23 protein-coding genes are annotated in these 23,103 nt (G+C 50.2%); 14 read left to right on the top strand and 9 right to left on the bottom strand.

What is annotated here, in order from left to right:
* Nucleotides 1-77 precede the first annotated feature (77 nt).
* Nucleotides 78-521 (top strand): NUDIX hydrolase, encoded by a 444-nt coding sequence (locus NR201_RS07690; RefSeq protein ID WP_256849600.1) that lies wholly within the window; start codon nt 78-80, stop codon nt 519-521.
* A 160-nt stretch (nt 522-681) separates the two neighbouring features.
* Here the strand turns inward: NR201_RS07690 and NR201_RS07685 are convergent, their stop codons facing one another.
* Both NR201_RS07685 and NR201_RS07680 read right to left on the bottom strand, forming a co-directional pair.
* Nucleotides 682-984, bottom strand: a complete 303-nt coding sequence (locus NR201_RS07685) for a putative quinol monooxygenase (RefSeq protein ID WP_052271228.1) — start codon at nt 982-984, stop codon at nt 682-684.
* A gap of 63 nt (nt 985-1,047) precedes the next feature.
* Nucleotides 1,048-2,064: an NADP-dependent oxidoreductase gene (locus tag NR201_RS07680; RefSeq protein WP_256849599.1), complete on the bottom strand. Its 1,017-nt coding sequence runs from the start codon at nt 2,062-2,064 to the stop codon at nt 1,048-1,050.
* An 89-nt stretch (nt 2,065-2,153) separates the two neighbouring features.
* On the opposite strand from NR201_RS07680, the gene NR201_RS07675 reads away from it, so the two are divergent.
* Nucleotides 2,154-3,065 carry a LysR family transcriptional regulator gene (locus tag NR201_RS07675; RefSeq protein ID WP_223566035.1) on the top strand — a complete coding sequence of 304 codons (912 nt, stop codon included), beginning with the start codon at nt 2,154-2,156 and terminating at the stop codon, nt 3,063-3,065.
* Between the two features lie 180 nt (nt 3,066-3,245).
* Here the strand turns inward: NR201_RS07675 and NR201_RS07670 are convergent, their stop codons facing one another.
* Nucleotides 3,246-4,586, bottom strand: coding sequence for an MFS transporter (locus tag NR201_RS07670; RefSeq protein WP_010259093.1), 1,341 nt, complete (start codon nt 4,584-4,586; stop codon nt 3,246-3,248).
* Nucleotides 4,587-5,063: 477 nt separating this feature from the next.
* Here NR201_RS07670 and NR201_RS07665 point away from each other — a divergent pair, with 477 nt between their 5' ends.
* Nucleotides 5,064-5,534, top strand: a complete 471-nt coding sequence (locus NR201_RS07665) for a DUF1203 domain-containing protein (protein WP_256849598.1) — start codon at nt 5,064-5,066, stop codon at nt 5,532-5,534.
* 153 nt (nt 5,535-5,687) lie between these two features.
* Here the strand turns inward: NR201_RS07665 and NR201_RS07660 are convergent, their stop codons facing one another.
* Nucleotides 5,688-6,563, bottom strand: a complete 876-nt coding sequence (locus NR201_RS07660; protein WP_256849597.1) for a LysR family transcriptional regulator — start codon at nt 6,561-6,563, stop codon at nt 5,688-5,690.
* 100 nt (nt 6,564-6,663) lie between these two features.
* Between NR201_RS07660 and NR201_RS07655 the strand changes: the two genes are divergently transcribed.
* Nucleotides 6,664-7,638: a nitrilase family protein gene (locus NR201_RS07655; RefSeq protein ID WP_256849596.1), complete on the top strand. Its 975-nt coding sequence runs from the start codon at nt 6,664-6,666 to the stop codon at nt 7,636-7,638.
* A 490-nt stretch (nt 7,639-8,128) separates the two neighbouring features.
* Here NR201_RS07655 and NR201_RS07650 read toward each other — a convergent pair whose 3' ends face one another.
* The gene (locus tag NR201_RS07650; protein WP_122890074.1) at nt 8,129-8,602 is read right to left on the bottom strand and encodes an Lrp/AsnC family transcriptional regulator; all 474 of its coding nucleotides are present in this window, start codon (nt 8,600-8,602) and stop codon (nt 8,129-8,131) included.
* A gap of 472 nt (nt 8,603-9,074) precedes the next feature.
* Here NR201_RS07650 and NR201_RS07645 point away from each other — a divergent pair, with 472 nt between their 5' ends.
* Together NR201_RS07645 and NR201_RS07640 are read left to right on the top strand one after the other, a co-directional pair.
* Nucleotides 9,075-9,701 carry a LysE family translocator gene (locus NR201_RS07645; protein ID WP_060678999.1) on the top strand — a complete coding sequence of 209 codons (627 nt, stop codon included), beginning with the start codon at nt 9,075-9,077 and terminating at the stop codon, nt 9,699-9,701.
* 433 nt (nt 9,702-10,134) lie between these two features.
* Complete coding sequence (locus NR201_RS07640) at nt 10,135-10,935, top strand: SDR family oxidoreductase (RefSeq protein ID WP_022624674.1); 801 nt, start codon at nt 10,135-10,137, stop codon at nt 10,933-10,935.
* A 180-nt stretch (nt 10,936-11,115) separates the two neighbouring features.
* On the opposite strand, the gene NR201_RS07635 is transcribed toward NR201_RS07640, so the two are convergent.
* Nucleotides 11,116-11,664 (bottom strand): TetR/AcrR family transcriptional regulator, encoded by a 549-nt coding sequence (locus NR201_RS07635; RefSeq protein WP_061902267.1) that lies wholly within the window; start codon nt 11,662-11,664, stop codon nt 11,116-11,118.
* Between the two features lie 127 nt (nt 11,665-11,791).
* Here NR201_RS07635 and NR201_RS07630 point away from each other — a divergent pair, with 127 nt between their 5' ends.
* From NR201_RS07630 to NR201_RS07615, 4 genes are all read left to right on the top strand, one after another.
* Nucleotides 11,792-12,880, top strand: coding sequence for an alkene reductase (locus NR201_RS07630; RefSeq protein WP_256849595.1), 1,089 nt, complete (start codon nt 11,792-11,794; stop codon nt 12,878-12,880).
* A 75-nt stretch (nt 12,881-12,955) separates the two neighbouring features.
* Nucleotides 12,956-13,738, top strand: a complete 783-nt coding sequence (locus NR201_RS07625) for an SDR family oxidoreductase (protein ID WP_256844034.1) — start codon at nt 12,956-12,958, stop codon at nt 13,736-13,738.
* Between the two features lie 202 nt (nt 13,739-13,940).
* Nucleotides 13,941-14,963, top strand: coding sequence for an NADP-dependent oxidoreductase (locus NR201_RS07620; protein WP_187500421.1), 1,023 nt, complete (start codon nt 13,941-13,943; stop codon nt 14,961-14,963).
* Between the two features lie 161 nt (nt 14,964-15,124).
* Nucleotides 15,125-15,601 carry a glutathione peroxidase gene (locus NR201_RS07615; protein ID WP_256844032.1) on the top strand — a complete coding sequence of 159 codons (477 nt, stop codon included), beginning with the start codon at nt 15,125-15,127 and terminating at the stop codon, nt 15,599-15,601.
* A 235-nt stretch (nt 15,602-15,836) separates the two neighbouring features.
* On the opposite strand, the gene NR201_RS07610 is transcribed toward NR201_RS07615, so the two are convergent.
* Entirely contained in the window at nt 15,837-16,850 is a 1,014-nt protein-coding gene (locus tag NR201_RS07610) for a LacI family DNA-binding transcriptional regulator (RefSeq protein WP_045140186.1), read from the bottom strand.
* Nucleotides 16,851-16,963: 113 nt separating this feature from the next.
* Between NR201_RS07610 and NR201_RS07605 the strand changes: the two genes are divergently transcribed.
* Both NR201_RS07605 and NR201_RS07600 read left to right on the top strand, forming a co-directional pair.
* Nucleotides 16,964-17,794: an SDR family oxidoreductase gene (locus NR201_RS07605; RefSeq protein ID WP_089415224.1), complete on the top strand. Its 831-nt coding sequence runs from the start codon at nt 16,964-16,966 to the stop codon at nt 17,792-17,794.
* Between the two features lie 9 nt (nt 17,795-17,803).
* Nucleotides 17,804-18,946, top strand: a complete 1,143-nt coding sequence (locus tag NR201_RS07600; RefSeq protein WP_256844031.1) for a phytanoyl-CoA dioxygenase family protein — start codon at nt 17,804-17,806, stop codon at nt 18,944-18,946.
* Nucleotides 18,947-19,439: 493 nt separating this feature from the next.
* On the opposite strand, the gene NR201_RS07595 is transcribed toward NR201_RS07600, so the two are convergent.
* Both NR201_RS07595 and NR201_RS07590 read right to left on the bottom strand, forming a co-directional pair.
* The gene (locus NR201_RS07595; protein ID WP_256844030.1) at nt 19,440-20,627 is read right to left on the bottom strand and encodes an MFS transporter; all 1,188 of its coding nucleotides are present in this window, start codon (nt 20,625-20,627) and stop codon (nt 19,440-19,442) included.
* A gap of 172 nt (nt 20,628-20,799) precedes the next feature.
* Nucleotides 20,800-21,729 (bottom strand): LysR family transcriptional regulator, encoded by a 930-nt coding sequence (locus NR201_RS07590; protein WP_256844029.1) that lies wholly within the window; start codon nt 21,727-21,729, stop codon nt 20,800-20,802.
* A 127-nt stretch (nt 21,730-21,856) separates the two neighbouring features.
* Between NR201_RS07590 and NR201_RS07585 the strand changes: the two genes are divergently transcribed.
* Together NR201_RS07585 and NR201_RS07580 are read left to right on the top strand one after the other, a co-directional pair.
* Nucleotides 21,857-22,423, top strand: coding sequence for an NADPH-dependent FMN reductase (locus NR201_RS07585; protein ID WP_033786824.1), 567 nt, complete (start codon nt 21,857-21,859; stop codon nt 22,421-22,423).
* A gap of 43 nt (nt 22,424-22,466) precedes the next feature.
* A complete protein-coding gene (locus NR201_RS07580; protein WP_022624666.1) occupies nt 22,467-22,991 on the top strand; it encodes a VOC family protein in 525 nt (174 codons plus the stop codon).
* Nucleotides 22,992-23,103: the final 112 nt, after the last annotated feature.

The raw sequence follows: 23,103 nt of genomic DNA, 5'->3' as shown, positions 1-23,103 counted from the left end.
CTATAGGCCGATTCAGGCTGCAATTTATGTTTATATAAATATCAAGAATTAGTATTTAAGCTTTTTTAAGGGGGTACGTGCGCATTCGACCATCATCTCGACTGATCATTGTTTCGCCTGATAATCGCGTCCTGCTCTTTAGGTTCTGTCATAAAGATGGAGCTCTGAGAGGAAAAACATACTGGGCAACACCGGGTGGAGGGCTTGAAAAAAATGAATCTTTTGAGCAGGCCGCTATACGCGAATTATTTGAAGAAACGGGTTTGATAAGGACATTAACAGGACCACAGATAGCGTCCCAAAACTTCACAATGATGCTACCCAGTGGGGAGACTGTACTTGCTGAAGAGCGTTTCTTTATGATTGATGCAAATACAGTTGAGCTCGACCGCTCAGGGTGGAGTAGCAATGAACAGGAAGTCATACGCGATTATCATTGGTGGACAATTAAAGAGCTCATACACACCAATGAGACAATTTTTCCACGCGATTTAATCATTAACATACTTGAAAGGGAGTAAGCCGGACCTTCAACATTAACTGCAACATGATACCCTGAACGTCCGCTTATGGCACAAAGCGGACCATCGTCCAGGCTTATGCCTGCTATGAGCGAAGAGCGATTACTCACAGATCCGAGGCTTGATAATAAAGCACTCTCGATTTTAATAAGATTTTTATTCACCCATCCATAAGCCCTCTCTCGTTACAGGCGTCATATTTGAAGAGTTCCCCCTTCATTTTTCCCTGCCATCGGTTGATAAACTCTACCGTGTCGGTTTTTATAAGATGGGCATTGAGCGCGTCCTGATCCACCCATCGTTCTGATATAAGCAAACTTCCGGTCTGATAGTCCTCCACGGCAGCGTTATATGAAAGGTTTCCATCACGTTGTCGAACGGCATTTGCCAATAAGTTAAGTTCTCCCATAAATTGTTCCAGGACAGAAGGATCAATGTACATATAACCGGAAATGATAAGCATCTTATTTTTCCTTTAACTGACTGCTACTCGCCCTCAGAAAATGGCTGATCAGGGATGGGGTAATCAGAAGTTAGTCAGCACAATTTTGCCCTGGATGCTTCCTGACGAAGCACGTTGATGTGCGGCTGATGCCATGGCTAACGGATAGGTGCTGTCAATCACGACGTTGATAATGCCTTTTTCCAGTAAAAGCCCCGCTTCGGATAGCTGCAGACCACTTGAACGCACTTGCGTTGTTGACACAGTAATCCCTTTTTGAGCGGCCTCAGTCTGCCCAGTAAAACTCAAAGGATTCACCAGAAATAGTGCTCCGCCCTGTCTGATGCAGCTTAAAAAGCGCTCTATATGCTTTCCGCCAACAGCATCAATAACCAGATCGACGTTTTTCACTACATTCTCAGCGGCTACTTTGGTGTAGTCGATAAAATCATCTGCGCCCAGTTCGCGCATAAGCACTTCATGACGGGAAGAAGCGACGGCAATGACTCTCGCACCCTTCCACTTCGCGATCTGAACAGCAATGTGCCCTACGCCTCCTCCTGCACCGTTAACCATCACCGTCTGGCCTTCAAGCAGAACCGGTTTATGGTTGAAAGATTGAAACGGATTGGGCGCATCATGGCCGACGTCGACAAGAAATTGCCACGCGGTGAGCAGTGACATCGGGGCACCCGCTGCCTGGATATGGTCTATTCCCTGAGGTTTTAACGCCACCTCTGATGCAGGAATGCTTACATAGTCGGCATAAGCTCCACTACCGGCCATTACCCCATCAGGAAAACGCACCATTGAATAGACTTCATCTCCGGTGCTGAATGCGGAAACATTTTTGCCTACGGCTTCGATAACTCCTGAAACATCCGTTCCCAGGATTAAGGGAAAATGGGGTTCGGGCCGCCACTCAGGCGGAAGCGCCCGATAACCATCACGCAGATACAAGTCTGGTGGGTTCAGACTTGCGGCATGCACGCGCACAAGGACTTCGTCAGCCCCGATAGTTGGGCGGGGTGCATCTTCATACCTGAGATTCTCCGGGCCACCAAACGCATGTAGCTGTACTGCTTTCATCATTTCAGTCATGGCAATTTCACTCCAACACAGATTCAGGTGCCAGAATATGACCAATTGTGATGATTGATAATGGGGCTGGATTTCGCTTTAATATTGCCATGAAGGAACAAATAATCTTTGAAAGACTAACAGGTCTGATTGCATTCGCTCGTGCGGGATCGCTCGGCAGCTTTACCGCTGCCGCTCGCTCGCTGGCAGTATCCCCTTCCGCGATAAGTAAAAGTATCCAGAGACTGGAGCAGCGTCTTGGCATCACATTGTTCACCCGAACCACCCGTTCGCTGGTGCTGACTGCTGAGGGTCGTGAACTGCACGAGCGCACGCTGCAGTTATTACGCGATGCTGAGGAGCTTGAGCAGGTCGCCATGCGATCGCGAGAGGAGCCAGCGGGAACATTACGCATTGCGGCATCGTTTCCGATTGGTGTTCATGTGATCGCGCCTCTCCTTCCGCAATTCTGTGCACTTCATCCTAAAGTGACAATCGACTTAAAGCTGAGTGATCGCGTAATTAGCATTGTTGACGAGAGTATTGATATAGCCATCCGGATCGGCGACCTCGCAGATTCAAATCTTCTGTCGCGTCGTTTGTCGCCCTATCAGATAGGTTGTTATGCTTCGCCAGATTATTTGACCCGATGCCCGGAACCCGAACACCCCAATGATCTTATCGGGCATAAAACGGTTAATTTGCGATATCAAAATACGGGGCAGATTTTTCGCTGGCCGTTCCGGGTTGGCGAGCGGGAGATTGAAATTGTGCCATCATCTGCTGTCATCGTCGATGCAAGCGAGGCCGTTATCGCGGCTGTGGCGGCCGGTGCCGGAATAGGCATGGTGGCGAGTTTTATGGCTGCTTCCTGGGTTAAGCGCGGGGAATTAGTGCCCCTTCTCACTGATTTTTCAGTAGAGCGGCATAATATTTCTGCGGTATGGCATGCGAGCAGGCGTTCAAATCCTGCTGTACGCGCCTTTATTGATCTCATGCTTAACAGTTCTGAACGCTCTTAAACTGGGTATTGTCAGTAAATCCCCAAAGGTAAGTTCTTTCCGCATCTGACACATAACAGACATCAACAACCAGCAGACTGATTCAGGTAATGACAGGATGTGGAATGTTTATATGGCAGAGATAAAGCCGGAAGAACCCGCCTGCAGAGGCGCTGATAAGCGTCTGCAGGCGGGATTACTTTATTTACTGACTGACGAAGCGCTATTTTCAACGTCGATGGTTAACTCTTTTTTGCGGCCCATGACCAGCACGGCGATGCCGCCGATGCCACAGAGGATAGCCAGTGGCACCATGGCCAGCGTATGGCTGCCGGTCGCCTGATTGATAATGCCATAAACGTTGACCATCACCCCACCGCCGATCAGATTCGCCATCGCACCGATAGCCGCCAGACCCGCTGCAGCGGTAGTCGATGACATCCATCCCGATGCCAGCGCCCAGAAAGGTCCTTTCATTGAGTAGGCTCCGATTAATACCAGCGACAGGATCACTACACTGCCGGTCAGACTATTGGTGATAAAGGCTGACAGCAGGCCACCTGCAATTAAGAACAGCGTTAACGCGGTGTGCCAGCGACGCTCGCCGCTGCGGTCAGAACTTCTGCCCCAGATAATCATCAGAATGGAGGCCAGGCCGTAGGGAATCGCATTGACTAAACCGGTGGTGAAGTTATCCAGTCCAAACGATTTAAGCAGTTGCGGAGACCAGACGCTCAGCGTTGAGCCCGCCGCAGACGCACCTGCATAAATCAGCGCCATCACCCAGATATGTTTGTGACGCAGCAACTGCCACAAAGAGATATGACCTATCGCCTTCTTCTTCGCATTTTCGGCTTCGAGAGTGCTGTTCAGCCACGCTTTTTGTTCCTGATTTAACCAACTGGCATTAGTGGGACGATTGCTCAGTAAAAAGAAGGCTGCAATTCCCAGAATGACCGCCGGAATACCTTCCAGGATAAATAACCAGTGCCAGCCACGCATACCGTACCAGCCATCCAGTGACAAAATCAGACCAGAAATGGGCGATCCAATAAAGTTCGCCGCAGGAATGGCCACCATAAAGGTAGCAATCACGCGTGCACGGTACTTTCCGGGAATCCAGTAAGTCAGATAAAGAATGACGCCAGGGAAAAATCCAGCCTCAGCGGCACCCAGTAAAAAGCGCAATATATAGAGTGTATTGGCACTTTCAACAAAGGCGGTACAGACAGAGATGATACCCCACGACACCATGATGCGAGAGATCCAAATCTTTGCGCCAATTTTCTGCATGGCCAGATTGCTGGGCACTTCAAACAGGAAGTAACCGACAAAAAACAGACTACTCGCAAAACCAAATACCGCTTTCGACAATCCTAAATCTTCGTTCATCTGCAACGAAGCCATCCCAATGTTGCCGCGATCAATAATGGCAATCAGATAACAAACAATCAGGAAGGGCAAAATGCGCCAGACCACCTTCTTAACGGTCTGCTGCTCAATATCGGCAGAGAAAGTCGGGATGTGCTGTTTTTCAGACATGATGATCCTCACAATTTTGTCATCGCTTTAGGTGCAATCCGCAAAGCGCTTTGTTTTACTCTGTAAAACTGTAATGTACTGAGTAAAACCATTATCACGATAAAAATTCTTTCCCGCCGGAAGATGTAATGGGGTTGTGTTATTTGTCACAAAAAAGTATTCATCAACCTTAGTTTATGTGACGAGTATGTCGTTAACGGGTGGAGTTCAGCGATCTTTTTAATGAAGTGACGACAGGAGAACGGGAAAGAGTGAGAGGGAACAGAGTAATTTGTGCGCCGCTGTCGAGAAGTGAGGCCTTAGCACTTGTGTGAAGATATCAGCCAGCGTCTGAGAAGTTTGCAGCTGATGAAGCACTCGCCTGCCACTGTCGGACGGTCACATCATAAAATTCCCTGACCGATAACGGCGAGTTTCTCCTCACAGTATTCGATAACGTCATTATTCGCGGTGTTACGATGAAAAGAGAGGGATGCTATGAAATATAAAATTTCTGGCCTGAACGCCGGGCAATTTGCTCATCTTTTTGGACAGAGCGATGAATATCTGAGAAAACACCATGCAGTACGACAAACGGTAGAGTGCTATCCGGGTTATCCCGACAGAATATCATTATGCGATATCCCGGTCGGAGAAACTGCTCTCCTGATTAATCACATCTATCAGCCTGCAGCCACGCCATATTTTGGTACTCATGCAATCTATATATGGGAGGGATACACCCGGCAAGGCATTTACATCAATGAATTACCTGAAGTCCTGCTAAGCAGAACGCTGTCATTAAGGGCCTATGACGGAAAGCATTTTTTAAGAGAGGCAGATATAGCTGAGGGGAAAAATGCTGAAAAGCTCATCGGCCATTTTTTTGCCGATCCGCAGATTAGTTATATCCAGATACATAATGCGAAACGGGGATGCTATTCCTGCTGTGCAGAACGTTTTGAATGACGGTTTGTATTGAGAAGCCCTATCCGCAACAGGAAATTATTCGTCTCCAGGGTCGCTTTCGTATCATGACCCTGTTCTGAAGAGGGTACTAAGAATTATGTCAGTAATCCTGCCCTATCCAATATGGCAAAAGGAGTACCTGTTTCTGGAGTGTCAGACGTCATGAAGCGCGATGCCCTTTTTAATACTGGCAATAAAATTATCACGGATTATATCCTCGTGGTTCGCGTTCCAGGCAATGCCAACTTTCCAGCTTATTGACTCACCTATTAACGGAATAATAACCAGCTCCGGCGGTGCAATATGCATAACACTGTATGGCACAAGGGCAACACCCGTGCCCGCGATGACCAGCGCGACAATAGTTTGTATATCATCACTCAATTGAGTGGATGATATGAAAAGCGCGTTGTCATGAAGAAAGCGGTCAATTTGCGCATTTAAACCCCGTCCTCGCCCGGCATGAAGTCGCAACAGAGGGCGTTTCTTCAGCCAGTCATCAGCAGGCAATGACGGTGAACTTGCTGGCGCAATCAAAACCAATCGATCGGTAAACAATGGCAGGTAATCCAGCGCTACGGGAGGCGGAACTCTGACAAAACCGATCTGGAGCTCATCATTTTGCAAAAGTTCGTACTGCTGAAAGGAAGGAAGATCCGTCAATGACATCTCTATCCCCGGACACTCCCGACGAAATTCTGCCATACAGCGTGGTGCAAGATAAAAACTTGAGAGACCGAACCCCACGGCTAAATGCCCTTCAATCCCTTTTGAAACCCGCTCTGCATGATGCATAAATAATTGGGTTTGCCTGACCACTTTTTCAGCCTCTGGCAGCAGACGCCTGCCACCGCCCGTGAGTGTGGCTCCATGTCGCCCCCGCGTAAACAGTGACGTTTCCACCAGGGACTCAAGGAGATTAATCTGCTTGGTCAATGCAGGTTGCGAAATAAACAACGCCCGTGCCGCGTCGGCATAATTTCTTTTTTCAGCCAGCATCAAAAAGGCCTTAAGCAAGCGGATGTTCATTTTTACATTCCAAAAGGTTATCGAAACCGGAAATGTTTTGATTATACAGTTATCAGCAATGGTTATGTAATTCAGTTTCGATTACTACCGGAGAAGTACCATGAGCAACCATACATCCTTAAAAGTTGCCACCGTGCAATTTCAGCATCTGGCAAATAACAAAAATTATAATCTGCTGATAATGGAGAAATTTATTGAACAGGCAGCGATTGAGCAGGTGAAAATCCTCACATTCCCGGAAATGTGTATTACCGGCTACTGGCATGTACCCAAACTCACCTCGGCTGAGGTAACTGCTCTCGCCGAGCCGATCGAGGGGAGTCCTTCCCTTACATTGATTCGTTCCCTGGCGATGAAACATCAAATGCTGATTGGCGCCGGGCTTATCGAAAGAGCCGATGATGGCCGCCTCTATAATGCGTATGTTGCCTGTATGCCGGACGGCTCAATGCACACTCATCGCAAACTCCACGCTTTTGAACATCCGTCAATCAGCAGCGGTGACCGCTTTACCGTTTTTGAAACGCCCTGGGGAGTAAAAGTAGGTATCCTCATTTGCTGGGACAATAATCTGGTAGAAAATGTGCGTGCAACGGCATTGCTGGGTGCAGATATTCTTCTCGCGCCACATCAGACAGGCGGTACCGATTCCCGCAGTCCTTATGCGATGAAACCCATTCCGATGACGCTCTGGGCGGAGCGGGAAACGCGAAGGGAGGAAATTACTGCTGCATTCAAAGGGTCAAATGGTCGGGAATGGCTGATGAGATGGCTGCCCGCTCGTGCGCATGACAACGGATTATTTATTCTCTTCAGTAACGGCGTAGGTGCAGATGATGATGAGGTGCGCACCGGTAATGCAATGATCCTGGATCCCTATGGAAGAATCATTAATGAAACCTGGGCAGCGGAAGATTTTATGGTGAGCGCTGACCTTGATTTGAGTCTGCTTGCAATGAGTACCGGACGTCGCTGGATCCATGGTCGCCGTCCTGATTTATACCATATTCTGACACAACCGCAGGGCTACGAACGTGATGCGATTAGCGCCCGATTTTCTGATGAGACGCCTTAAATAGGCTCGGCGACTGAAATCATCCAGTCGCAAGAAAGATTGTCAGGGCGCGGCATCGTGAAAACCTCGCCCTGACATTAAAGCTTAAACTACGCCGGCAAATCCCGGTACAACGGTTATCGTCACGGTAAAGCATGGACTTTATGGCTGGGGGAAGATTGATGGCATAATTTCATGTAAATAAGCGTCTCTTTTAAGCTGACACAGTCTGAAGATAAGCTATGAATTAAAGTTTAAGCCGCTGGCTGCTCCGTTTTGAAAGGCACTATTGGTCGTTATCAACAATCAAGTCATCACAAATACTCGTGTTGTTAAAGCAGAAAAATGAGGAGAGTCAGCACGCTCGCTAACGCTATGCCACTATTAACTTGTGTAAGATCATGCCGGATATCAGTTTTGTGCTCTGAATAACGCAGGTAGCATTCCTGATCATTAAATCCGCTCTATGCGGAATTGATAATCAGTCACTGGGCATCACGGCAGCGATAAACTACTCAGAGATTTTCTTAATAGGATAACTAACGAGTGGTTTGATCTCTTTAAGCACAAACATACTCTGCATTTCTTTAATTCCTGGCAATCTGCGTACCACTGACATTGCAAAATCAGCATAGGAGTCCAGATCTGAAGCCACAACCTGTAGCAGAAAGTCAGCATCCCCACCGATGCTATAACAGGCAACCACATCCTCTAGGGCAGTCACTTCCTCTTCAAATTTTCTGGCCTCCGCTTCGCTATGGCTGTCAATGACGACCCGAATGAAAACCATTACTCCCAGCCCAATTTTCTTGCGGTCAATAACAGCACGATAGCCCTGAATCACTTTATCTTCCTCGAGCTTACGAACTTTGCGCCAGCAGGGAGATGCTGAAATATTTATCTTCTCCGCCAGTACCTGGTTAGTTACCCGGGCATCGTCCTGTAAAATTTCGAGAATTTTCATATCTGTCGAGCTAAGCGCCATAAGGGGAAATTCCTTTCTTTGTGGAAGCAGTTTAAGGTTACTTTTACCTAAAAACAGGCATTAAGTAAATAATACAGGTAACAATTTTCCGCTTTCCTGCTGCATAATATATTTACTTTTCCAGGTTGTTATTACAAACAATATAAGGGAAAACTGAACCCTGACTTAATGCATATGATTCAATTTAATTTAAAGAATACAGGGAGCTGATCATCTCTTGAAGAGAGGATCGGATAGAGCACTGCGCGCACATGAAAATTAAACTTGTCATCTGCGTAGTTAAATTAATGCAGCAATATCCGCTTTGGAATAATCTAACCTCCACTTTCAACGTTAAACCAACTGATAAAAAGGATGCATATCTTTAACCCTTAATTAAGATTTTTATATGACAACCATCGCTCAGAACAAGGCATTTTTGAACAACTAACTCTGTTCCCTTTTACCGAAGTGCATTTCAACAGGAATAACTATGTCAGGAACTACTGAAATACTATCTTATATTGCTGCACTCGGTTTAGCTGCTGCAATTCCGGGTCCGGGGATGACTGCATTAGTCGCTCGCAGCGTGAGTGGGGGCGCAATAACAGGCTTTACGATGCTGGCCGGTCTCATTCTCGGAGATTTGATTTATTTATCTGTGGCGGTATTTGGTCTGGCGGTGATCGCTCATACCTTTACCTCTCTCTTTACGCTGATTAACTGGGCTGCCTCACTCTTTCTATGCCTGCTGGCATGGCAGTTCTGGTGCCACCAGCCTCAGGCAATAAATATCGATCAAAAAGCGACAAAACGAGAACTGGCATCAGCCTGGTTTTCAGGACTGACCATAACGCTGGGAAACCCTAAAACCATCGCTTTCTATCTGGCTATACTGCCTCTGGTTATCTCTCTCGATAATGTATCTTTTCAGATGTGGGGAGGACTGCTGGTTCCGCTTACCGTGTTAGTCCTTTTGAGTGTGGGAGCCGTTTTTATTTTTGCAGCCCTCAGGATACGCCACCTCCTGACCAGCGCTAAAGCGCAACGACTCCTTTTCCGTTCAGCCGGTACCATCATGATGCTGGCCGCGGCTGGAATGGTGGTAAAGACTCTTTAGCGTTCATTACCACCTCCTCTGCCTCAGGAAAATGGGGCCGGTCTCGTGGTCTTGATAGAAAATGATCAAGCTCTGGCCTGGTTATCAGGCAATAAGCAATAAATAGTAAAAGTGATTCCAGCCAGAAAAGCCTGAGCGTCAAAAGCAGCTATCTTCTGATAGCTGCTTTTTTGCCTCTCAGATATCCCATTTTTTACTGCTTACGTTCCTGCTTCAACGTTTCCTGACTATCCACCAGGACCGCATTAGCGGCTAACCCTGTACTTCACATCTATAATTCAGTGACTCAGGCCCATGCGCCCGATCCGGCTATCCGATTAATCAGTTTGGGGGTGGCTGGACGTCGTAGTGTCAGCGATACATCAAAATTCACTTTCCCGATGATACCGGCCGGGTTTAAGACGCTCATCATTTACAGAAATAAGGATGCCTCATGATCTTTTCTCTCAAAAATCAGGTTGCGCTGGTTACCGGTGCCAGCTCGGGTCTCGGCTATGCCTGCGCAGAAGCACTCGCTAAAGAAGGTGCCTGTGTAGTGATTAACTACCATAGCCAGGCGGAACCGGCCGAGGAGCTGGCTGAGAAAATCCGCGCCGATGGAGGCCGTGCAATTGCTGTCAAAGGTGACGTGTCGAAAGAGGCGGATGTAGAGAATCTTTTTGACCAGACGATCAAGGAATTTGGCAGGCTGGATATCCTGGTGGCGAACTCAGGACTGCAGAAAGATGCCCCGTCCATTGAGATGACGCTAGAGGACTGGAATACCGTTCTGGACGTGAACCTGACTGGCCAGTTCCTCTGCGCGCGTGCTGCGTTGCGTCAGTTCAAGCGCCAGGAGCATCGCCAGGATATCAGCAAAGCTGTCGGTAAGATTATTCATATGAGCTCGGTTCACCAGCTCATTCCCTGGGCCGGACACGTCAACTATGCCGCATCAAAAGGCGGCGTTGACTTGCTGATGAAAACGCTGGCTCAGGAAGTGGGTGAAGAACGTATTCGTGTCAATGCAGTGGCACCCGGCGCTATCGCTACCGCCATCAACGAGGAAAGCACCCAGGGTGAAGCGGGCAAAGCGCTGTTAAAGCTCATTCCTTATGGACGTATCGGTGCGGCTGAAGATGTGGCGAACGCCGTCGTCTGGCTTGCCAGTGATCTCTCTGATTACGTTCATGGCACCACGCTTTTTATCGATGGTGGAATGAGCCTTTATCCTGGATTCCGCGACAACGGCTGAGTGATGGGTCACTGTCCCAGGTGGATGGCCGACTGATTGATAGCGCGTTGATGGGAATGGTATCCGGAACGGGAAGTCCGGATTACGCATTCCCGCCGTTCATAATAAAACGCCAGCGGGCTGGTGCGTTCAGTCCAGGCCGCAACGATTTTAGTAAGGTTGAACGGCAAGAGCATCGATTCAATCTTTACAGGCATCCGGGCTGATCAGACGCGTACGGCAGACCTCCAGAATTTCATCAGCAAGCCCGGAATTATCCGGGCAGGCACGCGAAAGCATCAGTGCACCCACAAGATGCGCGAGCGTATTGATCAGATCCGCACGCGTGACCTGTTCCGTTTCTAAAACGGCAAGCTGTCGTTCAATTCCGGCCGCAAAGGTCTCGCGGATGGATTCAGACTGGCGCGCTGCATCGGTGCCCAAAGCCGACATGACACACCCCTTTGCCATATCATCGCGATGCTGCCGGGAAAGGTAATATTCAACGAACTTTTCCCGACTCACACCCTGAGTTTTTTCCGCCGATTGCGCGAAGCCGCAGCTCATCGCTTCGGCTAACAAATCGGCTTTCGACCCAAAGTGCTTATAGAACCCGCCATGCGTTAACCCTGCGGCTGACATCAGTTCAGCGACGCCTACCCCATCGTAACCCCGCTCACGGAAAAGTTCTGACGCCGTTTCAACGATTCGGTTCCTGTTTTCGCGAACCTGCTCTTTTGACACTTTCATCTTTTCCTCCTGAAACTGAGCTTAAGTATACATTGATGATGATCATAATCAAACCAGTTGACTTTAATGATTACGATCATCATCATTAAATCAGTTTACTGACCCGCTAATCCGCAAAGGAATAACCATGACGAATCAATCCTTATTTCAGCCCTATGAACTGGGATCTGTCACGCTTGCGAATCGCATCGTGATGGCCCCGCTGACGCGTAACCGGGCAGGCGCAGGCCTGGTGCCAGGTGAACTGGCAGCGACTTACTACGCTCAGCGTGCCACAGCAGGGTTACTGATTACCGAAGCTACGCAGATTTCAGCAGAGGCGCAGGGCTATCAGGATACGCCGGGGATCTACACGCAGGCCCAGATTGAGGGCTGGCGTAAAGTCACAGATGCGGTACATGACAAAGGCGGACGGATATTTGTGCAGTTGTGGCACACAGGTCGAATTTCACATGTCGATTTACAGCCAGAAGGTGCCGCACCAGGCGCGCCGTCAGCTATCCGTGCTGAAACCAAAACCTTCGTGAACAACCATTTTGTTGATGTTTCAGAACCCAGAGCGCTTGAGCTGAAGGAAATAAAAGGCATTGTTGCCGATTTCAGAAAGGCATCAGCCAATGCCATTACCGCAGGTTTTGATGGTGTAGAGATACACGGTGCGAATGGCTATCTGCTTGAGCAGTTCCTGAAAGATGGTGCTAATCAGCGCACCGATGAATATGGCGGTTCAGTTGAGAATTGTGCGCGTCTGCTATTAGAGGTCGTGGAGGCCGTGAAAGATGAGATCGGCGCAGCGCGGACGGGCGTTCGCATCTCACCGGTCTCACCTGCTAATGCGATTTCATGCAGCGATCCGCAGCCACAATATGACTACCTGGCAGAGCAACTTGATGCTTCAGGTATCGTTTATCTGCATGTTGTTGAAGGCGCGACGGGAGGTCCCCGTGATGCCTCACCGTTTGATTACGCTTCGCTGCGTCGCCGCTTTAAAAACACTTACATCGGTAACAATGGCTATGACCTGGCGCTGGCGTCTGACCATCTTGCACAGGACAAAGCCGATTTGTTCGCATTCGGTCGCCCCTTCATTTCTAACCCCGATTTTGTCGAAAGACTTAAGTCGGGAGCACCTCTGGCCCCGCTTAATCCTGAAACACTGTATGGCGGAGGTGCGGAGGGCTACACCGACTATCCATCGCTTAGCGGTAACAGTTAATCACTCTTCAGGTATCACGGTTAACCCTACATCGCTAACAGCGATTTTTATCAAACAAATGAAGAAGATAAAATTATGACTCGTACTTCAGTCCTCATTACAGGCGCATCAACGGGTATTGGTGCTGTTTACGCTGAGCGCTTTGCACGTCGTGGACATGACCTGGTTCTGGTTGCTCGCGACAAATTAAAATTAGAGGCGCTTGCTGAACGGCTGCGACAGGAAAATCATATTTCCGTCGATGTGCTGCCTGCCGACCTCACGCTGGCGAGTGATTTAGCTGCTGTTGAAGCACGCCTCCGGGAAGACACGCGGATAGGTATTCTTATCAATAACGCAGGTATCGCTCAGTCCGGCACGTTTACCGAGCAGACGCCTGATTCCATTGAACGCCTTATCGCGCTTAACGTCACTGCCCTGACAAGACTGGCCACTGCTGCTGCAGGCCGGTTCGCAGAAGCCGGAGAAGGTTCGATCGTCAATATCAGTTCCGTAGTGGGTCTCGCCCCGGAATTTGCAATGACGGTTTACGGCGCAACAAAAGCCTTTGTTCTTTTCCTCTCTCAGGGAATGAACGTTGAGCTCTCTTCAAAAGGCATTTATATCCAGGCGGTGCTCCCTGCAGGTACGTACACCGAAATCTGGGATCGTGCCGGTATCGACATCAGTAACGCCTCAAAAATGATGGAAGTGGGCGAACTGGTTGACGCCGCTCTGGCGGGTTTTGACCGCCGCGAACACGTGACGATTCCGCCATTACATAAAGCTGATCGCTGGGATGTTCTTGATGCCTCCCGTCAGGGTCTGCTCTCGGACATCCGACAGGAAGAGGCCGCAGAGCGATACAAAACCCTTTAGCTAAGCCCTGCTAAGCAGAACCTTTTACAGGGTTCTGCTGAGCGGTAAATCGACCAAGAATGTCTTAATGGCGGCATGAGCATATTAACCGGCAAAACCTTATTCCATTATTTATTACGTTGCTCCCCGGAGCCGCTTTTTTGCTCAGCAACAGAGGCACCTGAAAGTACGTCAGTGCTAAACATCAGAGGATAAACACCAAATGAAAACCAGGACGATGCGGGCCTTTACGTTTAAACGCTACGGGAAGTCACCTGAGCTGGGATTTGAAAATGTAGATTACCCTTCCCCCGGTGCCGATGAAATCCTGGTAAAAGTCTATGCCGTTGGTCTCAATCCCATTGATAACATGATCCCCGGCGGAATTTTCAAACCGATTCTGCATTTTAAACTTCCGGCGACGCTGGGCAGTGATTTGTCAGGCGTGGTGATTGCAACAGGAAGTCGGGTGACACGTTTCAAGCCGGGCGATGAAGTCTTCGCCAGCATTTTCGACAGGGGAACAGGTTCACTCGCCGATTTTGCATGCGTTCCTGAAAGTCTCGCGGCTTTTAAACCTGAAAATCTGGATTTCATTGAGGCTGCTTCGCTGCCGATGGTTAGCCTCACCGCCTGGCAGGCGTTTACAGAGAGAGCACATCTGCGACCAGGCCAAAAAGTGTTTATTCCGGCAGGTTCGGGAGGGATTGGCACTATTGTGATTCAGCTGGCAAAGCATCTTGGCGCCCGGGTAGCGACGACGACCAGTTCAGCCAACGTAGAGTGGGTGAGTCGGCTGGGCGCAGATGAAGTGGTCGACTATAAAAAGCAGGAATTTGAAACCGTGCTGAGTGGCTACGATCTCGTACTCGGCACGCTGCGGGGGGATTCCATTGAAAAATCCATGCAGATTCTTAAACCTGGTGGAAAGATTATTTCTCTGGTCGGTCCATTAGACGTTAATTTCGCGCGAGCCCGGCAACTGAATATCATCCTGCGGATGATTTTTGCCCTGATGAGTCGCAAAATTATGCGCCTTTCAAAAAAGCGCGGTCTGGATTATTCATTTCTCTTTGTTCGTCCTGATGGCGATCAACTCACCCAAATCGGCAAACTTATAGAAGCAAAACACATCAAACCGGTAATCGACAGGGTGTTCCCATTTGCAGACACAAAAGATGCCCTGGCTTACCTTGAACAGGGACATGCAAAGGGTAAAGTCGTGGTTAAAATTCATCAGGAATAACAACCAGATCTGACGTGGGAAATAGTCATTAACTCAGGCGGTAGCGCCTGAAGCCAGGATGCCTGACTTGCTAACTAAGCATCTGCTTCCCAGACCCCGCTGTCGTTATGCACTCTGTGGTAATGTTAACGTCACACGGTTTTTGCTCTGAGGATTGCGACATGTCTCACTTTTATCAACTCACTGCCACCAGTCTGAATGGCCAGCTTATCCCGATGACCGACTACGCTGACAAGGTAGTTCTGGTGGTTAATACCGCCAGCCATTGTGGATTCACGCCACAATACGCAGGTCTTGAATCGCTCTATAAAAAGTACGCCGCGCAGGGGCTGGTGGTGCTGGGTTTTCCCTGCAACCAGTTCGGAAAGCAGGAACCCGGCGGTGCCGAAGAAATCGCGCAGACATGCCACATCAACTATGGTGTGAGTTTTCCGATGTTCGGGAAAGTTGAGGTCAATGGCACCTCAACGCACCCGCTTTTCCGTTACCTGAAAGATGAATTACCCGGCGTGCTGGGTGGTCGTATTAAGTGGAACTTCACTAAGTTCCTGATCGGGCGCGACGGAAAACCGATCAAACGCTTTGCCCCGACCACCACCCCGGAGAAAATGGAATCCGCCATTCTTGCTGCTCTTTAAGTGAGGTGTTTTACCATCTCACTGTCAATGACGGGATTACCAGTAAACTGTTTCTTTCCGCTCCATCTGGCAGCGCCTGTAACTCATCGACGTCTGTTCAGGGCCAGAAGCGGACGTTGTTCATCCTTAACTACGTTGATTATTGGGGGAGGGAGTCAATAATCCAGGGCATCAGTAATTTAACTTTTAACTCGTACACCTCTCAGGGCTCGGATGACTTTAATGGAGATATAAGTCAGATGTTGTAAGGGGTTACAACAATTACGCGTGATAATGCCGCTTCATCCTCTGTTTCTGGCAAAAAACCATGAAAACGCAGAATCGCGCTAAATGCTGACCTCGCGTCTTCCTTCAGATCATGATCAATCACCGCATCTATTTTTTCAGCAGTCAGCAGAGCGCGGTTCTCTTCATCCAGGTCGTGACCAATAAAGGCTTCTATCTGCCGTTGCATTGCTGTAAAAGCCCGTAGAATCGCGCTGTTTCCCCCGCCCACGCTGTAAACAGACTTGATAGAAGAGTCCTGTTCCAGCGCCTTGCACATCTGCGTAAAAGTCAGTGAATCGATACCATATCCTTCACTGACGGTTATGGTCTTCAGATACGGCGCACGCTGATTAAGCGCCTGTATGAAGCCTGCCATGCGCTGTTCTTCTCCACGAAAATCCGTACTGCTGATCACTATCGCGACTGTTTGTGCCGTCCTCAAAAGCCATCGGGAAAGGAGCCATGCTGCCGTTCGCCCCGCACCGACATTATCCATTCCCACATAGCAGATACGCCTGCTGTCCGGCAGGTCTGTAACCAGTGTGACCACCGGAACGTTAAGCTCCGCCAGCTCTGCGATAGTTCCCTCGAGCAACTGATGATCGCTGGCTTTGAGCAATACGCCATAGCTGTCATTACTGCAGCGACGCAGCTCGCGTTGCAACTCTTCTAGTGTGACCTCTTCAAAGATGTGGCAGCGCAGTGTCAGCCGGAAAGGTGCAAAGCTTTTAATCTGACTGAGCAGCGCCGCCACAGTCAGTGAACTGAAGCGTTCCGGCGTGTGCATCACCAGGTCAATGGGCAACGTGCGTCCGCTGGCAAGGCTGGCGCGTTGTTGTAATTCCAGATCCTGGATTGCCTGGGCAATGCGCCGGGCAGTACGAGGACTTACGCTGCCTCGCTGGTGCAATTCTCTGTCGACAGTGGCTTTACTGACGCCGGACTGGGCCGCGATTTGTTTGATGGAGAATGACCTGACCATAAATTGAGGTCTCTTTAAGGTTATGTGGACATATTGTTAACCGAATGTAATTGCTAAGGTCAGTGTTAGCAAGCGGGCAGACCTTACCTCTCCTGACTAAGAAAGGACAACAAATGGACCTGAATGAAAGCGGCAGTTTTAACCATAAAGTGTTCGTCGTTACCGGCGGAACCCAGGGGCTGGGCGCAGCCGTTGCCCGTCTGCTGTCAGAGCGTGGGGCGCGGGGCATCGTGATTTGCGGACGTAATGCGATAGCCGGACGTGAACAGGCGGAAACCCTCAGCCACCCCGGGTGCGAGGTGATATTTGTTGAAGCGGATATCAGCTCGCCAGAAGCCTGCATGAAAGTGGTGGAGGTAGCAGAATCGGCGTTTGGCACCCTGCATGGACTGGTGAACTGTGCAGGCATGTCCGACCGAGGCACTATCCTCGACACTTCCCCGGAACTATTTGACGCCATTATGGCGGTCAACATCCGTGCCCCTTTCTTTCTGATGCAGGCGGCAATCAAGATGATGATTGCCAAAGGCGTTGAAGGCAGCATTGTCAATATCATTACCATGACCTCCCATGGCGGTCAGAGCTTCCTGACCGCATACGCCGCATCGAAAGGCGCACTGGTTACGCTCACTAAAAACGTGGCTTTCAGCGCCATGCGCAATCGTATCAGGGTGAACGGTCTGAACATTGGCTGGATGGACACGCCTCATGAGCACGACATCCAGCGGCACTATCATAATGCTGAAGAAAACTGGCTGACCAAAGCTGAGCAGGCGCAACCTTTTGGCCGTCTGCTGAAGTCAACTGAAGTCGCACGGGCCGTAGCGTTTCTCCTTTCCGGGGAGTCGGGAATGATGACAGGCGCGGTGATCGATTTTGATCAAAGTGTGGTTGGTTGCGGTGACAACGGTGGTTTTCAGCCATCACATGCTCTGACTCTTTGAGGTAAAAACATGAACAGCATCTATATAAATGACAGTCATATTTCTCTCGATAAGTTTGCTACGCTTTGCTCGCAGACGCTGCGCAAAGACGATTTCCCATTGGTGCATTCCGTCGATAAAAATGTGCTTATCTATCATCATGACGATCTGATGGCAGCAGCCAAAACCGATCGTCAGTCCCTGCTGGGTGAACTGCATCACGCATTGTCTGGCGGACCAGGAGTGTTCGTGGTTCAGGGCTTATACAGCGACGTTTCCGCTATAGACAGCAGCAATAAGGTGTTTGAGGATATTCTCGCCAGCGAAGCGGAAAACGGCGGTGGTGGCGACCACTTTGCCAAAGCCGGAAGTAATGGGCGTATCTGGAATGCGCTGCAAAAAGTAGCGGAGCGTGATGCCGATGTCTTCGTTGCATACTACAGCAACCCTTTGCTGGCGCTAATTTGCGAAGCCTGGGTTGGCCCCGGCTATGAAATTACGGCGCAGGTAAATCAGGTTCGTCCCGGCGGCAAAGCGCAACAGCCGCATCGGGATTACCACCTTGGCTTTCAGCTTAATGATGTCGTCGCCCGCTTCCCGCTGCCGCTGCATATTCTGTCGCAATACCTGACGCTTCAGGGTGCGGTCGCGCACAGCGATATGCCGATAGAATCAGGGCCGACCCAGCTGTTACCCTGGTCGCAACAATATGCAGAGGGCTATCTGGCCTGGCGCGATTCGCGTTTTATTGAATTTTTCCAGCAGCATGCCATTCAGTTACCACTGAAAAAAGGCGACGGATTATTTTTCAATCCGGCGCTGTTCCATGCCGCGGGAAATAACGTTACGCAGGACCATGTACGCACTGCTAATTTGCTACAGGTCTCATCCGCCTTTGGCAAAACCATGGAAAAAGTGAATCATGTCAAGGTGATGGAGGCAATCTATTCTACTCTGCTGAGTAAGCCATTAAGCGATGAGCAGCGACAGGCCGTTGTGGCGGCGAGCGGCGAAGGCTACTCCTTCCCGACTAATCTTGATACCGATCCTCCGCTGGGTGGTCTGGTGCCCAAAACGCAACAGCATCTGTTGCTTGAAGCGTTACAACAAGGCTGGTCAGCTGACGAGTTTAGCCGGCAACTGGCAAAGCACGAGAGTAAGAGGAAAGCATAGTTTTACATGGGTTACAGGCATGGCGTAACTCACCAACAGATGCGTTACGTCATGTCGATAGAATCGGGCTTCAGTGGCTCATTTTTTCTGACTCTGTTCCTGATTCATCTGGTTATCGGGACATGGTCAGGAGTACGCCATCAGGGTGATAAAAGCTTTCCCTGAAGCTATTTCAGTGCTCTTCCCCCTGGACAGCCTGAAGACAGGCAAAACAGGATCGAATCGCAGCAATTACGTTGTTCCTGCTCAGTGTTTCAGCAAGATGCAGTACATAAAAGTCCGTGGCCTCAGAAACCAGACTTTCAAATATCTCAAGCTGCCGTGCGAACAGTGCGGGCGTACTCCGGATAAGCGCCCGCATCTCTTTTTCCTGCTGTCTGGTAAAGTGCGGCGCGCATTCAGCTATTGAATTTTTCATTACCTCCCAGACGTCCTCAGTATCGAGTCTCTACGCGAAGACTGCCAGATGCCCGCTCTGTGCCAGAAGCGGACGTTACTCACTGTGAGAAGCAGAACGCATAGCAGCGCTATGCCCGGTTTTGTCAGTCAGTCCGGATATAACTGCCAGTATCAGCGCTATAACCGAGAGTATCGCGCCTGCCCAGTCAGGCGACTGAAGACCAAAGCCGGCCGCTATAACTGCCCCTCCCAGCCATGCACCCAGGGCATTACCGAGATTGAAGAGGCCTATGTTAACGGCTGCAGCCAGCGTCGGAGCCCCTGCCGCCCGCGCTTTGTCCATCACCAGTTTCTGGATGGGGGACACGGTCGCAAATCCAAACGCAGCCATCAGAAAAATACAGACCGCTGACATGACCTGGCTGTGGGCAGTAAAGTTAAATACCAGCAGGACTACGGCCTGAGCGGCCAGGGTGACGTAAAGCATCGGCATCAGCGCGCGATCGGCATATCTGCCGCCCAGTTGATTACCGACAAATAGCCCCAGACCGAACAGCAGCATCAGCCATGCCAGGCTGCTTTCGCTGTATCCGGCCAGCTCGATCATCATGGGTGCGATATAGGTAATGGAGGTAAAAAATGCACCCGGCCCAAAGACCGTTATGCCCATCGCCAGCAGAACATTGACGTTGCGGAAGGCATTAAACTCGTGTGCGAAATTATGGTTCTCCGGACGGGGCTGATGCGGGATAAGCATACCGACGCTGATAACCGTAACAACTCCAATTGCGGCAATAACCATAAAAGCATCCCGCCAGGAAAGATGCTGCCCGATCCAGGTACCGACGGGAACACCAATAAGATTTGCTACGGTCAGTCCCATGAACATGAATGCAATCGCCCTTACCCGCTTAGACGGCGCAACCATATCGGCAGCAATGATCGAACCAATACCAAAGAAGGCGCCGTGAGTCAGAGACGTGATGATCCTGCCCAGAATGGCAATGCCCAGCGTGGGCGCAAAGGCCGTAACGAGGTTACCCGCCACAAACAGCAGCATCAGGAAAACCAGCATGGCTTTTCGGGGCACTTTTGAGCCCAGAATAATCAGGGCCGGCGCGCCGACAAAAACACCCAGCGCATAAGCCGTTGCCAGATTTCCGGCCACGGGAATAGTAACGTTGAAATCAGCGGCAATAACGGGAAGCAGGCCGGCAATGATGAATTCAGTCGTACCGATACCGAATGCACCAATCGCCAGCGCCCAGAGAGCAAGTGGCATAACAAATATCCTGTCAGTTAACCTATTTTTTTGTCTGAGCTGCGCATAACACGTGCCGGCTTTCGTTTAAAAAACCGGCACATGACACGGTGATGGCAGCAGGACAGACAGGATATAAGCTTGCTTAGAGTTGATAAACAGCCCTGAAATCGCCTGAGTGGTGACAAAAATTCTACCTAAGCGTGCCAAAGTATCCTTTTTCGGCCTTACTCAGCAGTTCATCGACAATAAGCCTGACCTTGGGGATCAGATGCCTTGTCCGGGGCCAGACAACGTTCAGCCCGACGGGTACGGGCATATGATCGGGCATAACAGCAACAAGCCTGCCCTCATCAATATGGCTGTTCACCATCGATTCAGGAAACTGGGCAATACCTGCTCCTGCCAGGCAGGCCTGAAGCATGGCGTCTCCGTCGCTTATCTGGTGTGCCGAGGCCGAGATAAACTTTATTTCCCGCTCCCCGGCTGGTCGCAGTCGCCAGGCAAGCGGCGCCCCCCGCCGGTACCCCATAATGCAGCAGTGTTTTTTTAGCGCATCGACATCAAAAGGCTGACCATGCCGCTCAACATAAGCGGGAGATGCGCAGAGCATGAGGCGCTGCCGGCTCAGACGACGCGCAATCAGCTCATCGGTACTCTGCAGTTCGCCCAGGCGCAGTACCAGGTCAACGCCCTCCTCAACCGGATCAATCAGACGATCGTTAAAGGTCAACACCAGACGCAGGGCTGGATAAATATTCATCACTTCTAGCAGCACCGGCATCATCAGATTGCGTCCGAATGATGCTGGCATGTCTATACGCACCGTTCCGGCAGGATTGTCCTGCCGCCGGCTGAGCGTATTTTCAGCCGAGTCCAGAATTTCCAGCGCAGAGAGGCAACTGGTGAGATAGGCCTCTCCGTCACTGGTCAGGCTTAGCTTACGGGTTGAGCGGTGAAACAGACGCGTTCCCAGCCTCTCCTCAAGCCGCGCCACGCTTTTTCCGACGGCAGATTTTGTAATGCCCAATTGCTCCGCAGCTTCAGTAAAGCTGCTGGACCTGGCCGTTGTGACAAAAGTCGTGATTCCTCGCAAGGATTCGGCTGTAAACCCGGTAGACATAAAGTTGACTCTCTGGCGACTCATAGCGTGTTTATCGATGTGTAATTCTATACCAGGCTTAAGTCAGTTCGAAAACAAAGTGCCGGCATCTGTCGGCGTATCCATATTAAAAACACGGGGAGCAGTCATGTCACAGACAAGACCTTTGAAATTTGTCTCACTGCTGGGCAGTCTTCGTACGGATTCTTTTAACGCCGTCGTAGCCCGCAATCTTAGCCTGCTGGCGCCGGCAGGCGTGGATGTCAGCGCGCTCAGCTCTGTCGGGGAAATACCGCATTACGACGCTGACCTGCAGGCTCAGGGGTTTCCTGAATCGGTTGTTGAAATGGGACAAGCGATAGCGGCAGCAGACGGCCTGATCATTGTCACACCTGAATATAACTATTCTGTGCCGGGTGCCCTGAAAAATGCGCTGGACTGGCTTTCACGTCTTCCGGATACCCCTGTCGCCGGTAAGCCCGTCGCCATAATCACTGCGTCACCCGGTGCCATAGGTGGTGCAAGGGCGCAGTATCACCTGCGTCAGATTCTGGTCTTTCTTGACGGCAGAGTGCTTAACAAGCCAGAGGTCATGATTGGACAGGCCTCATCCCGGCTTGATCCGAAATCCGGCCGCATAACGGATGCGGACACCCGTGACCATATTTCGGCTCAGCTTAGTGCGCTCGCGACAATGGCGGCCCGCCAGGGCTGATTAATAACATTACTCACATCTGAACAACCACAGAGAGAAAACTATGTCTACCAACGTTATTCGCGGTATGGACCACGTCGGCATTACCGTTTCTGATATTGATGAGGCTACCCGCTTCTTTTCTGACGCCTTTGGTGCAGAAGTTATTTATGACTCCGTCTCGCCTTCAGACGACGACGTAAAAGGCGAAGAAACGGAAAATATTCTGAACCTGTTCCCGGGAACGAAAATTACCACGGTCAGAATGATGAAGCTGAAGCACGGCCCGGGACTGGAACTTTTTGAAATGAAGGGGCCAGAGCAAAGTCAGCCCGTGCGACCCAGCGATTATGGCCTGCAGCATTTTGCTGTTTACGTTGATGACATCAGCGAGGCTATCAGCCTGTTCGAGCAGGCTGGCGGGAAAATGTTTACTTCTCCTCAGCCCCTGATGTTTCCAACTGAGGTGGGAGAGAATAACTTTTTCTGTTACGGCCGCACGCCGTGGGGTAGCGTCATTGAACTAATTTCTTTACCTTCAAAGCTGCCGTATGAAGACCATACCTCTCTGCGCCGCTGGAAGCCCTGAGTGTAACCGGGTGCGCCAGCGCAGGCGTACCCGTAAATACTAAACGTCCGCTCCTCGCTCATAGCTGACTTGTCCACGAATAATCTCCGACTCATACCCACGTACAAGGCAG

This window comes from Pantoea sp. Fr-CA_6 (assembly GCF_024520895.1).
In the GTDB taxonomy this organism is placed as follows: domain Bacteria; phylum Pseudomonadota; class Gammaproteobacteria; order Enterobacterales; family Enterobacteriaceae; genus Pantoea; species Pantoea agglomerans.
The sequence above is the reverse complement of the archived record's forward strand: the minus strand, read 5'-3'. Positions and strand labels throughout refer to the sequence as shown.